The sequence below is a fragment of the Croceitalea rosinachiae genome, assembly GCF_031846445.1.
In the GTDB taxonomy this organism is placed as follows: Bacteria; Bacteroidota; Bacteroidia; order Flavobacteriales; family Flavobacteriaceae; genus Croceitalea; species Croceitalea rosinachiae.
Map to the genome: position 1 here is coordinate 801,964 of NZ_JAVRHR010000001.1, position 13,017 is coordinate 814,980.

14 protein-coding genes are annotated in these 13,017 nt (G+C 37.4%); 9 read left to right on the forward strand and 5 right to left on the reverse strand.

Annotation, left to right across the window (positions count from 1 at the left end; translation table 11 throughout):
- Window positions 1-35: 35 nt before the first annotated feature.
- Window positions 36-599 (forward strand): DUF427 domain-containing protein, encoded by a 564-nt coding sequence (locus RM706_RS03665; protein WP_311349669.1) that lies wholly within the window; start codon window positions 36-38, stop codon window positions 597-599.
- A gap of 14 nt (window positions 600-613) precedes the next feature.
- Here RM706_RS03665 and RM706_RS03670 read toward each other — a convergent pair whose 3' ends face one another.
- On the reverse strand, window positions 614-1,717 hold the full coding sequence (locus RM706_RS03670) for a DUF2891 domain-containing protein (protein ID WP_311349670.1): 1,104 nt from the start codon (window positions 1,715-1,717) through the stop codon (window positions 614-616).
- Window positions 1,718-1,832: 115 nt separating this feature from the next.
- Here RM706_RS03670 and RM706_RS03675 point away from each other — a divergent pair, with 115 nt between their 5' ends.
- The 4 genes from RM706_RS03675 (at window position 1,833) to RM706_RS03690 (ending at window position 5,332) form a co-directional block, all read left to right on the forward strand.
- Complete coding sequence (locus tag RM706_RS03675; RefSeq protein WP_311349671.1) at window positions 1,833-2,966, forward strand: SPFH domain-containing protein; 1,134 nt, start codon at window positions 1,833-1,835, stop codon at window positions 2,964-2,966.
- 212 nt (window positions 2,967-3,178) lie between these two features.
- A complete protein-coding gene (locus RM706_RS03680) occupies window positions 3,179-4,432 on the forward strand; it encodes a TFIIB-type zinc ribbon-containing protein (RefSeq protein WP_311349672.1) in 1,254 nt (417 codons plus the stop codon).
- A 51-nt stretch (window positions 4,433-4,483) separates the two neighbouring features.
- Window positions 4,484-4,924, forward strand: coding sequence for a YybH family protein (locus RM706_RS03685; RefSeq protein WP_311349673.1), 441 nt, complete (start codon window positions 4,484-4,486; stop codon window positions 4,922-4,924).
- A gap of 21 nt (window positions 4,925-4,945) precedes the next feature.
- A complete protein-coding gene (locus RM706_RS03690; protein ID WP_311349674.1) occupies window positions 4,946-5,332 on the forward strand; it encodes a DUF2306 domain-containing protein in 387 nt (128 codons plus the stop codon).
- On the opposite strand, the gene RM706_RS03695 is transcribed toward RM706_RS03690, so the two are convergent.
- Window positions 5,329-6,429: a lactonase family protein gene (locus RM706_RS03695; protein ID WP_311349675.1), complete on the reverse strand. Its 1,101-nt coding sequence runs from the start codon at window positions 6,427-6,429 to the stop codon at window positions 5,329-5,331. The genes RM706_RS03690 and RM706_RS03695 overlap by 4 nt on opposite strands.
- A 71-nt stretch (window positions 6,430-6,500) precedes the next feature.
- On the opposite strand from RM706_RS03695, the gene RM706_RS03700 reads away from it, so the two are divergent.
- The 3 genes from RM706_RS03700 to RM706_RS03710 all read left to right on the forward strand — a co-directional run bounded on the left by RM706_RS03700 (window position 6,501) and on the right by RM706_RS03710 (window position 9,169).
- Window positions 6,501-7,508: a helix-turn-helix domain-containing protein gene (locus tag RM706_RS03700; protein ID WP_311349676.1), complete on the forward strand. Its 1,008-nt coding sequence runs from the start codon at window positions 6,501-6,503 to the stop codon at window positions 7,506-7,508.
- A 73-nt stretch (window positions 7,509-7,581) separates the two neighbouring features.
- Window positions 7,582-8,736 carry a PQQ-dependent sugar dehydrogenase gene (locus RM706_RS03705; protein ID WP_311349677.1) on the forward strand — a complete coding sequence of 385 codons (1,155 nt, stop codon included), beginning with the start codon at window positions 7,582-7,584 and terminating at the stop codon, window positions 8,734-8,736.
- Between the two features lie 7 nt (window positions 8,737-8,743).
- Window positions 8,744-9,169, forward strand: coding sequence for a nuclear transport factor 2 family protein (locus RM706_RS03710; RefSeq protein WP_311349678.1), 426 nt, complete (start codon window positions 8,744-8,746; stop codon window positions 9,167-9,169).
- 39 nt (window positions 9,170-9,208) lie between these two features.
- On the opposite strand, the gene hemH is transcribed toward RM706_RS03710, so the two are convergent.
- Complete coding sequence (gene hemH / locus RM706_RS03715; protein WP_311349679.1) at window positions 9,209-10,240, reverse strand: ferrochelatase; 1,032 nt, start codon at window positions 10,238-10,240, stop codon at window positions 9,209-9,211.
- 206 nt (window positions 10,241-10,446) lie between these two features.
- Between hemH and RM706_RS03720 the strand changes: the two genes are divergently transcribed.
- Entirely contained in the window at window positions 10,447-11,304 is an 858-nt protein-coding gene (locus tag RM706_RS03720) for an N-acetylmuramoyl-L-alanine amidase-like domain-containing protein (RefSeq protein ID WP_311349680.1), read from the forward strand.
- A gap of 1 nt (window position 11,305) precedes the next feature.
- Here the strand turns inward: RM706_RS03720 and RM706_RS03725 are convergent, their stop codons facing one another.
- Together RM706_RS03725 and RM706_RS03730 are read right to left on the reverse strand one after the other, a co-directional pair.
- On the reverse strand, window positions 11,306-12,157 hold the full coding sequence (locus tag RM706_RS03725) for a ThuA domain-containing protein (protein WP_311349681.1): 852 nt from the start codon (window positions 12,155-12,157) through the stop codon (window positions 11,306-11,308).
- 96 nt (window positions 12,158-12,253) lie between these two features.
- Window positions 12,254-13,006 (reverse strand): ThuA domain-containing protein, encoded by a 753-nt coding sequence (locus tag RM706_RS03730; protein ID WP_311349682.1) that lies wholly within the window; start codon window positions 13,004-13,006, stop codon window positions 12,254-12,256.
- Window positions 13,007-13,017 lie beyond the last annotated feature (11 nt).

Here is a 13,017-nt window from a genome sequence, read left to right on the forward strand (position 1 = left end):
CCTTATCTTTAGTACCGTAATTCAATTTTAAGTTCTTGGGAAACAAAGAAAAAAAAGTGCCCGATTGGCTAATAAAAGCTCGAAATAAATGGCAGTTTAAGGGTCAAAATCGACCCTCATTTGCTCAAGAGCCTGAAAACGGACAGGTTTCTGTTTGGGATTTTCCCAGACCTCCGGCCCTAGAAAAAGTACATCAAGAAATCGCCGTATACTCCGATAAAATTTGTGTTGCAAAAACCACTAATGCCAATGCGGTGATGGAAACTGCGCATCCCCCAAGTTATTATTTGCCACCGGCTGATGTGAATCAAAATCAATTGGTACCGTTACCCAATAAAAAGTCGTTATGCGAGTGGAAAGGTTCGGCAAAATATTGGGCACTTAAAACAGACCCCTCAAGGGCCATTGCCTGGAGTTACGACAACCCTTTTTCTGAATTTAAAGCCATTAAAGGGCATTTTGCTTTTTATCCGCAGTACTTTGATTGTTTTGTGGATGGGGAAAAAGCACGTCCCCAACCCGGACAATTTTATGCCGGTTGGATCACCGATAATCTCGCAGGTCCATTTAAGGGAGAACCTGGAACCGGATTTTGGTAAGCTTACACATTACTTTACGACGTGCCCAAAGCATAAATAGCAAAAGAACCTAGCCAATGGCCACCTTCATAATTATCCCCCACCAAATTCGGAAAAGAATACGCTACATGGGTATTCGCCAACTGACTTAAATGTCCGTAAACATCAGGATATTGATTTGCCAAACCATAAAAAACCCATGCCCTACTAAAGTTCAAACCGTCTAAATGCACCAATTGCCCATCTTCTCGATCACCGACCCGGGCAACTTCAAGTTTGAAATCTGCTTGCCGTAGTTCTGGTAAAAAATTTGCCATCCATGATAGAAACGCTTCTTCTGAAAGTATACGACGCATTAAATCCAACTCTTCAAAACAAGGTGATAAAAAGTCCGCGCCACTAGGTTCCCATCCTATTGGGCAAGCCGTATCTTTTTCGTAAAAATAAAGTGCCCTTTCTCGAATACTGTTCATTAAGGCTTCATTGTTGGCGGTTTTTGCATAGTCCCAAGCAAAAGACAATCCAAAAGCGGTATTACTATGTGTGCCTACCCTGACTGCATATTGCAATTTCGGCAAATAGTCAATCAATTTTTCTGATATCAAATCGGTAAGTGGTTGTAAATTCTGCTCCAGCTCTTTCGCAAAAGGAGTATTCCAAGTATGTAATTCCTCCACCAATTTTAATAACCATCCCCAGCCATAGGTTCGTTCAAAATTCTTGTTGTGTTTTCCTTGAAAATAGGTCACTTCTTGCATGATATTTTCTTTGGCTAAATTGGTGCTCAAAACCATTTTAATACGGTCAGCTTCTTCAAGATCAGGATAGGTCTTCAATAATTTTACCATCGACCAATGCCCATGTACCGCGGAGTGCCAATCAAAGCATCCATAAAAAGCGGGGTGCAAGGTTTGAGGGCCAGCCAAATCTTCTTCACTGCCTAAGGTATGCCCTGTTTTATTCGGATATTCTTTTTGAACGCAGGCTAATGGCAAGCTTGCCAAATTGTTTGCCTGTTCAAGGTTCATTTCAATGCGGTCTACATTAATAGTATCTTCTTTGACTTCTTTGGTGTTGGTCTTGCAGCCAAAAAACAATATGCTGATTAAAATTATAGGTGTAGCCAATAGACGCTTCATAGAGATTACTTTGTTCGCTAAATGTAACATTAATAGGAATTTTATACTAATAATTTGAATAAAGGAACCATCCTTTTTTCATAGCTTTAGAACACAAATTTTAAAAACACTGATCATGGATATTTTTAGTAAAATAAAAGAGAAGCTCAGCCATGAGTTTATTGATATTGTCGAGTGGCTCGACTATACAGAGGATACTATTGCACATCGGTTTGAGCGTTACCAAAATGAAATAAAGAATGGGGCAAAATTGATTGTTCGTGAAGGGCAAACCGCCGTTTTTGTCAATGAAGGACAATTAGCGGATGTATTTACCCCTGGAACTTATGATCTCACCACTCAAAACCTACCTATATTAACTACTTTAAAGGGATGGAAATATGGCTTTAATTCGCCTTTTAAGGCAGAAGTTTATTTTGTAAACACCCATTTATTTACTGATGAAAAATGGGGGACTAAAAATCCGATAACCTTAAGTGATGAACGTTTTGGTTTGGTAGAAATACGTGCTTTTGGAACCTATGCCTTTAAAATATCTGATGCAGGAAAATTCATTGTTGATATTGTAGGTACCGATAATAACTTCACCAATTTTGAAATTAATGAGCATTTAAAAAGTCTCATTGCTACGCGCTTTACCGATACCGCTGGTGAGGCAAATTTACCTATAGAACTTTATGCTGCCAATACCTCTGAACTTTCAGATACGTGTCAAGAGGTCATGAAGCCGGAGTTTTTATCAGTAGGCATTTCTTTAGAGAAATTCTATATTGAAAATGTCTCTATGCCTGAAGACTTGAAGAAAGAAATCTTTGAGTACAGCCGTATTGACAAACTGGATTTGGATAAACTGACCAAATTCAAAACCGCCAAGGCTATTGAAGCAGCAGCTAAAAATGAAGGTGGCACCGCTGGTGCCGGAATGGGAATGGGAATGGGCTTTGTACTTGCCCAACAAATGGGTGGACTCATGAGTCCGCAAATGGGTGGTCAACAACCCATTGCCCAAGCGGGTGGTGCGATGCCACCACCAATGCCAGTTGCAGTTCAATATTTTTATGCAGTCAATGGAACGCAACAAGGGCCGGTTGGTATAGACCAGCTTAAAGCCTTATTCGCTAACAGAACAATCAATAAAGAAAGTTTGGTTTGGAAACAAGGCATGGCAAATTGGAGCGCTTTGCAAGAGGTGGAAGAATTGAAATCATTTTTAGGAGGTAGTACACCACCTCCCTTGCCTGGAGCGTAAAAAGCAGGATGGTTTTCTTTTCCGTAGTATAAAGATTGGATTCCGTTTAAAATTTTTGAAACCTTGGAAAAAATTTAGGGAAACAATCTTGGTTTTTGCTAATGGCAAAAAATACATAGTGAAAAGTTCCCTTTCTTTTGGTTCCGTTTTCTTTGGGAAAACAAAGAAAATGAACAGAAAAGTATATAATATTTGATTTTATTCCTTTTTGCTTGTCCAAAAAGGAAACTAAAAAGGACACTTTCTCCGCAGGAATTTTTCTTTGGCATAACCCAAGAAAACCAATGGCGGAACTTCGCCATTCCGCTATACGGAATGAGTACCAACCGAAGCTTCCTCCATTTATTCTCGTAGAAAGAAAACCTATAACTGAATTGGAGCAAAAAACCCAAGAGACTGAACTTAAAAAACCCTGCATCAATTGTGGGGCGGAGCTGAAGTACCAACCAGGCACTAAAAATGTAAGCTGCGAGTATTGTGGGCATCAAGAAGAAATCACCCTTGACGAAAAGGGTTTTAAGGAATTTGAACTATACACCTATCTCAAAGAAATGGGTGCACAAAAACACAGTGAAGAAATTTCGATGCTTCATTGTAAAAATTGTGGTGCCAATCAGCATATTGAAGAGAATTATAAATCGCTCCATTGTGTGTATTGCAGTATGCCCTTGGTCTTAGAAGACACCTATAAAGAAGAGTGGATTTTACCTGGAGCTGTGCTCCCTTTTCAAATTGACCAAAAAAAATCGTTTCAGATATTTAAACGTTGGGTAAGCAGCCTTTGGTTCGCTCCAAATAAACTAAAGAAAGCAGCATTAGACCCTCAATTTACGAAAGGATTGTACCTCCCCTATTGGACCTTTGATGCACAATTGCGGGCATCATATTCTGGACAGCGCGGGGAATACTATTATGAAACCAAAAGGGTTCGAAATAGCCAGGGCAAAATGGTATCGCAGCGGGTTCGAAAGACTAGATGGTATGCCACATCTGGCAACATTTCTGGTTTTGTGGATGATACTTTGGTGGAAGCCTCCAAACAACGAAAAGGGCGCGTACCTTCAAAAATTGCCCGTTGGAACTTGAAATTATTACAACCTTTTAACTCTAGTTTTTTAAGGGGTTTTGTTACCGAAAAATATACAATTCCCCTAGCACAAGGTCATCTTTCGGCAAAAGGCGAAGCGGAACGTATTGCCGAACGTTGGTGCAGGCAACATATTGGGGGTGACACGCAAAGAGTAAACAGCATGGACATGAAATTATCTCAAGAGACTTTTAAACATATTCTGTTGCCCGTTTATGTAAGTGCCTATCGGTATAACGGCAAAGAATATAACTTTTTTATCAATGGTGAAAATGGCACTATTTCAGGTTCACGCCCCTATAGCTCTTGGAAAATCTTCTTTACTATTCTTTTTGGGATTTTGATTATTGCAGTAATTGCTTTTTTCGCTCAAGGATAATCCGGATAAATAATTCTTACTTTTAGGACTCATTTTATAAATCCTTTCCCTATGAAAAAACTGTTCTTGTTATGTTGTTTTATTTCCGTTTTCACTCGCGCTCAAAATGTTTCACAGATTGATGATGAAAAGGCCATAATAGCAGTTTTAGACGCCCAAATGAATGCTTGGAACAATTATGATATTGAAAGCTTTATGCAAGGGTATTGGAAATCTGAGGAGCTAAAATTCTATGGCGCTGGTGGCGTCATAAAAGGTTGGCAAAGTACTTTGGACCGCTTTAAAAAAAGCTATCCGACCAAAGCACATTTTGGTAATCTAAGGTTTGTCTATAATGATGTCTCTATTATAAACGAAGGAGCCTATTCCGTAATGGGTGAATATCATTTGACTAGAGATGTCGGTGACACGAATGGTATTTTTATGCTTATCCTTAAAAAATTCGATGGGGAATGGAAAGTTATTGCAGATACTTCGGCAAAGGTTAAGTAGCTCCACTTTTAACAGACTTACATGATATACGAATACTTGATGTTTGCCCACCTGATTACAGTGGTACCCTGCGTATTTTTAGGGGCTTATGTTTTGTTAGCCAAAAAGGGAACTGGTATTCATAGGACTTTGGGGAAAATCTACATGGTTTTGATGCTTACTACAGCACTCATAACATTATTTATGCCCGCTTTAGTAGGCCCCCAATTTATTGGTCATTTCGGTTGGATTCATCTCTTTAGCTTTTTGACTATTTATACCGTGCCAACAGCTTATACCGCCATTAGAAAAGGAAATGTTCGAGCACACAAACGAAAAATGATATTACTTTATTTTGGCGCCATAATTATTGCGGGCAGCTTCACTTTAGCACCAGGGCGTTATTTAAACCAGCTCTTCTTTGGCTAATCGTTTTTAAAGACTAAACAAACCGGGCTTCCCATCTCTAATTCATTTAAAAAGGTTAAAGTGCCTTTTTCTGCATCGCGACTATAAACTGTAATGTTATTGCTACGTTGATTCGCTACCAAAAGATAATTTCCTGTTGGATCAATTGTAAAATTTCTAGGCCAATCACCATGAACCGAAGTTCGACCAACAGTAGTCAATTTCCCTAATTCTTGATTCACAGAAAAAACGACAATCGTATTTTCACCACGGTTGGAACCATATAAAAATTTACCATCTGCCGACAAATGAATATCAGCACAAAAACTATCCCCTTCAAAATCTGAAGCCAAAGTGCTTTGCGTTTCTACCTTATTATAACTGCCCGCATCATCACGCTTTAATGACACAATGGTTGAGTTCAATTCATTAATGACATAAAGAAATTGCTGGTCATTGCTAAACACAAAATGCCTTGGACCTGCACCCTCGGCCATATCAATAGAGGCTTGGTGCCCCGGAATCCAACCATGGGGTTCTTTTTGATATCGTTTTAGTCCATCGAGTCCTAAATCAGCTACAAAAAGACCATCTGAATTAAAATGTGCTTTATGTACATGTGGAGTCACTAAAGTGTCATTGGTTTTATGATCAATAACTTGGCGGTCGGTAATGCTGCCATCAGAAGTCAAATCAAAAATTGCCAAATTACCCCCAGTGTAATTAGAGGCTGCTAATTGTCCATCTTCCGATAATGCTACGTGACAAGGATGTGCCCCTGCCGTACCTTTACTATTTAAGAGTCTTAGCTTTTCATTTTCCATTGCAAATGCCGTAACACCTCCACCAAGACTATCGAAATCTGCAGTTTCTTGAACGGCATATAAGTTTTTCTTATCCTTAGAAATAGCTAAAAAAGATGGATTAGTCAGTTTGGCTTTTAACTCAAGTGAATCTAAGGTACCCGTTTCAGGGTTAAATTGAAAAGAATAAATTCCTTCAGATGAACCATCTGTGTAAGTGCCAACAAATAAGGTTTGTTTCTCCATTGGTTTATGATTTTCAGCACAGCCGTACGCAAATAAGAAAAGTAAAACAGGAATCAAAAAGTTTCGCATGTGTTCTAGTTGAATATTTTTTAAAAATAAGAAGTTAATTGTATTTAAAGTCTTCTTTATATTTTTAGCCCATGGATAAAGATAGTATTATACTTGTTCTTAGTTGCCTAGGTCTTGTACAAGCACTTTTTCTATCAATTTATTTATTCACCCTAAAAAAGGGAAACAAAAAAGGGAATGTATTTCTATCATTGCTCATCTTAGGGCTTACAATACGAATTGGGAAATCAGTTCTTAATGTATACCTAGACATCTCACCATGGATGAGAAACATAGGTATTTCAGGTATTTTGTTAGTTGGACCAATGTTATGGTTTTATGGAAAATCACTTTTTCAAGAAAAAAGTAGTTTCTCACGAATTAACTATTACCACTTGGGTCCATTTTTCGTTTTTTTCTGTGCCTCCCCATTTATTCCAAATACAGCTGATTTTATATCTTATGTAATCTACATTTCTGTTTTTATTCACTTAGCATACTATTTAGTGCTTTCTTTTAAACTCTTAATGCGTTTTAGCAGCTCTTCAAATTCCAAATTGGTGGGTTGGTATAGAAATTTGATTGTTGGAACAAGTTTAATTTGGAGTTTTTATATTGGACATCTTGCTGGCATTATTCCCTTTTATATTGGAGGCGCTATTTTCTTTTCGTTATTGGTTTATGTATTTTCTTTTCTGCTACTGCGAAAGCATACCTTTTCACTTTTAAAATATCAAGATTCACAGCTAGATGTAGCTACTGCTTCTTCTTTGATACGATCGATTAAAAAGCTTTTTAAAGACGAAGAGTTATTTTTGGAAAGTAGTTTGACTTTAGATAAAGTTGCTGAAAAATTGAAGGTATCTCCCAGAAATTTATCCCAGGCCCTAAATGAAAATGAGGGTAAAAACTTTTCTGAATTTGTGAATTCATTTCGAATTGAAAAGGCCAAAAAACTACTGGTTTCGCAACCATATTCTAAAGAAAAAATCGCTACTGTTGCCTATGACTGCGGCTTTGGCAATGTAACTTCTTTTAATATAACTTTTAAATCAGCCACAAAACAAACTCCTTCATCATATAGAAAGGCTTTTAGTTAAAATCGTTTTAAGATTCATGTTTATTAAAGGATTTTGATGAAAATCAATCAAGGTTTGCAGCAAATACGAGGTCATGCGAATAGTCATTCTACTTTCATTTATAATCTGTGTCGGGTGTATTAGAAAAGAGCCTATCGCCGCTGTTCTTCCTTTACCTGAAAAAGAAATTATCATTTCGGGTCTTAATAAGCCTTGGAGTATAGCTTTTCTATCTGAAGAAAAGGTTTTAGTCACAGAAAAGAATGGCGAGCTTCTTTTGGTTGATTTATCCAAAAAAACAAAGGAAGTCGTTAAGGGCTTTCCAAAAGATCTTACGGACAGTATTGGTATTGTTCATTTTGGAGATAATTCAGGTATGTATGAAGTAATTACCCATCCAGAGTTTAAGAAAAATCAGCTTATCTATCTTTCTTATGCATCAAAGAAGATAGGGGTTGGTCGCGCGACTAAATTTGTTCGAGCCAAATTACAAGCTGATTCTTTGATAAACCTTAAAGAAATATTTACCGCTGACCCATTTACTGAAGACAATTATCATTATGGCGGTGGAATGGTTTTTGGTTCAGATAAAAAGCTTTACCTAACTACTGGAGAACGGCTTTTTTGGGAACGTGATGAACCACCGGTTCCTATAGCCCAAGACATAAAAGACAAAAGAGGCAAAATCTTTAGATTCAATGATGATGGCAGTATTCCTAAAGATAATCCTGATTTTGGCGAAGGGGCAATTCCTGGGCTTTATGCCATCGGACTCCGCAATTCTCAGGGCATTGCCCTGCAATCAGAAACCAATACCCTTTGGTTTACAGAACATGGAACAATACAAGGTGATGAAATCAACATTCTAGAAGCTGGTGCCAATTATGGGTGGCCAAACTCCACAACCGGAAAATTGAGGAGCAAAGATTACAAACCGCCAAAAGTAGATGAAGCTACCTTAAGTCCTCCAACTTGGTTTTGGTTGCATACAGTAGCGCCAACAGGTCTATGTTTTTATACGGGAAATGAATTCCCACAATGGAAAAACAACCTATTTGTACCTGGACTCTCAAGAGGCAGTTTATGGCGGTTTCATATAGAAGGTAAAACCATTAAAAGTGCTGAAGAGCTTTTTATTGATGAGCGCGTGCGTTCAAGAAAAGTTAGACAAAGTCCTGATGGTAAATTATACTTGCTCACCGACGAAGAAGACGGTAAAATCATTAGAATAAAACCAATAAGCAAATAACATCAGTATGAAAAAGTACATTACCCTATTTAGCTTGCTATTTATAACTATCACCCTGTTTTCGCAGACTGAAGAACAACAGATTACAGAAACTTTGAATAGGTATATTCAAGGGTCATCTTATAGTTATCCAAAGCTTATTGAATCAGCTTTTTACGAAGAAGCTTCTTTATTCTTGTCAAAAAAAGATCAAGAAATCTGGCTACTGTCTCCTAAAGAATACGGGGCTTTATTTGAAAAAAGGGAAAGGGGCGTATTCAATGGCAGGTATGGTAAAATCTTGACCATAGATGTATCAAACAACATTGCTATGGCAAAAGCAGAAATCTCCATTCCAAAAAGCAATATGCTATTTATAGATATTTTTCTATTGAAAAAGCTGGAAGGAAAATGGAAAATCATAAGTAAAGCTGCGGCTCAAATAGTGGATTAATTAGAATTGATAACATCTAAAGAGCACTATACGTAATCCTTATATGGGAAGTTTTTCTTCTCGCTCCCACTCGTGAATCCATTTGGCCATCAATGTTACCCAGGCATCACTATCATTTAAACATGGAATGTGTTTGTAGTCTTCGCCTCCCGCTTCTTCAAACTGTTCTTTGCCTTCCATGGCAATTTCTTCAAGGGTTTCTAAACAATCTGAAACAAAAGCAGGGGTAATGACGACTAAACGTTTTTTCCCTTCTTTCGGAAAACGTTCAAATTCATAATCAGTATAGGGCTTTAGCCAGGGATCACCAGCAAGTCTAGATTGAAAAGAACTACTCACTTTTTCTTCTGGTAGACCTAAATGAGCTTTTACCAATTCTGTCGTATCATAACATTGATGTCTGTAACAGGTATGGTGTGCCACTGAATTTATTGAACAACAAGAACCGTCAATCTTACAATGAAATTTAGTAGGGTCTGACTTGCGAATATGACGTTCGGGAATACCATGGTACGAAAACAAAATATGATCGTATTCAAAATCTTTGAGGCCTTCAGCAATGCTTTCCGATAATACCTTAATATATTCTGGACTGCGATAAAAAGCTGGCATCGTTGTTAACTTCATTTTTGGAAAATGTGCTTGTTGCTCTTCCATGGCCTTTACCACAACAGTTTCATACGAAGACATAGCATAATGAGGGTACATGGGAACCAATAATACTTCTTCTACATTTTGATCAGCTAATTCTTCCAACCCTTCTTTGATACTTCCGCTGCCATAGCGCATGCCCAAAGCAATTGGAAGTTCTGTCTGTAGACGTAATTTTTTGGTAAAACGTTCAGAAATGACAATAAGTGGAGAGCCTTCTTCCCACCAAATTTTTGAGTACGCCTTGGCTGATTTTTTGGGCCTTGTCTGCAATATAATACCTCTAACCAATAGGTTTCTTAGCAAGGGTGGCACGTCAATAACGCGACCATCCATCAAAAATTCATCTAAGTACGGTTTGACATCTTTAGCGGTAGGGCTATCAGGTGAACCTAAATTTACCAGTAAAACTCCTTTCATCTATATATTTTATTATGCTTTATCTGTGAGATGTAATTCGCCATTAAACACTTTAACAAATATTCAAAACTGTGATGGCTCATTTCATAGCGGTGAAGTTGGTTTTGTTTTTAAACCTTAAAAATACGATAGCCACTTGATTTTACATTTAAAAGAATGAATAAGTTTTATTATTCTGATATAGAAAAAGCCAATCACAGCTTTTGATGTATTTTAGTAATATGATTCGCAGTTATATTTTGCTTTTTTTTCTGGGTCTTAGTGCAATTTCTTTTGCACAAATTACTTGTTCACCTGCAGACAGCGCGCTATTCAATATTAAAATTGAAGCTTTAAAAAAAATACAAGCCGCTTCTTCCAATGATAGTATAGTCGCTATCGGAAAATCTCTTTTAGGAACACCTTATGTTGAAAAAACTTTGGAAATTGGAAAAACAGAATCACTTGTTGTCAATCTAAGAGGTCTGGATTGCACGACCTTTGTCGAAAACGTTTTAGCTTTTGCACTACTTCAAAAACAAAATCAGCAAGAATTTGAAAATTTTACTGATAATTTAAAAACCATTCGGTATAGAAATGGTGTTTTAGATGGATATCCCTCTCGTCTTCATTATTTTACGGATTGGATTCGCAATAATGAGGAAAAAGGATTGGTCAAAAATATAACAACCGATTTAGGGGGGATTGAACTACAAAAAGCCATTAACTTTATGGGTACACATCGCCATTTGTATCCGTTTTTAGCTGATGATGTCAACTTTGAGCGAATTTTGGAAACTGAAGCCGAATTGGCCCAAAAAGAACTGTGTTACTTACCTCAAGATTTAATTAACGACCAAGAAACTCAAATTCAATCTGGTGATATTATTGCATTGGCAACTTCAATCAAAGGATTGGATGTGACCCATACAGGCATAGCGTTAAAAAAGCCTAATGGAAGAATCCATTTATTACATGCTTCTATTTCTGGTGAAGTAAAAATCACAGAAGAACCTTTGGTAGATTATTTAAAGAAAGTAAAAAATAATATTGGGATTATTGTGGCAAGACCAATTTTGAATTGACCTAATTCAACATAAAGTCAAATACATTAGTCATCAATCGCACAAACTCAGTATCAGAATATTTATTTTTTGAATGACCCATACTGGTATAAAAACTTATTCCACCATCTGAGCGTTCCCAGTAGTGAGAGGTCATCCTTGCATCATCATAAGAATTAGATCCTGTATCCGAAACTCTTAAAAGTTCTGTAAACGGACCGGCTATATAACCACCTTCCCAATAATACCATTCCTCATTATCATTCCATGGAAAAGAAATACCAGATGTAAGTTCACTATTTTGGTTTTCTATGGTTACTGTAGCCCCAAAACCAGAACTTGTATGATTAGGGTTATTTCTTACACTACAACCTGTAACATTTTCGGCATACCAATCCCAAACTCCTTTTCCATTGCCTGATACAGTACTTGCCGTGCTATGCCCATATGAATCACTTGCTGCGTGGTTAGATACAAAATTACCTCCTTGCACGGCGTAGGCTTCCACATTTGTTCGTTGCAAAGCATTTAAAGTATTACCCGAAGTATTTGTAAAGAAAACAATATCGAAATTGTTGATGCCATCCTGATTATCAAAAATCGAGGAGCTGTCACTAACCTCAACTTCAAAATTTAGTTCTTCGGCTATTTTCCTAACCATGGCGACACTTTCTTCTTTTGTATTATGATCAAACCCTGAAGTCTTTGTAAAAATAAGTACCGATTTATCCCTAGCTGGACTTTCCTCATCAGAACCTTCTTCATCAATTTGCTCTTCGCGGTCTTCCTCCAAAGGTGGAGACTCCATTTCAGAACAAGAAAAAGAAAACAAAAGAATAATTGCATAAAAGACATGGAAATATGTAGATTTCATGATAGTGGGGATTACCTACTAAAATATACGTATTCGCAAGGTATTTAGCCTTAGGTCATTTTAAAAAATCAGAAAAAGCGCCACTTAAAAACAATGCTAGCGCTTTAAGCACCATGTGATTGCACCCAAAAGATGTTGTCTAAAATCAGGGTTTGCAAAAGACTCATTCGTATGGCCACCGCCAGTATAATACGACCTCCCTTGTTCCACTTCATGATACCAAGCAATGGGGTGATTTTGACCATTTGTTCCACCTTCATAACTGGTTTCATCTAAATTTAGTGCGACGGTCATATCACTATTGAGGTTTTTATAATTATACCACTCATCATTACGAACCCAAGAATCAGGCAAATGTATTGTAGATATATGTTGTTTGTCTATGCGCTGAACCGTTGCTTTGCGAACATTGGGGTTGTTCGGGTGACTATCAAAATACCCCCCAACCAATTTGCCGTACCAAAGCCAATCATATTCAGTATCTGCGGCGGCATGTATGCCTAAATAGCCCCCACCAGATTTAATGTAATTCTCAAAAGCATTCTGCTCTTCACTATCTAAAACATTGCCAGTGGTGCTTAAAAACACGACCAATTGATAATTTTTTAAGTTGCGTTCAGTAAAATCTTCGGCACTTTCAGTTCTAATTACAATGAAATTATTTTGACGTCCTAATTCCCTTAATGCTTTGACACCAGTTGCAATACTTTCATGCCGATATCCTTCCGTTTTTGTGAAAACCAGTACGAAGTCTGGTCTTTTTTTAGGAGCAGGATCTGCTTCTTCTTGAGAAAAAGAAAACATGGAGACACTGAAAAAAATGATGAAAATTGATTTGATGAATTGCATGGGTTGATTTT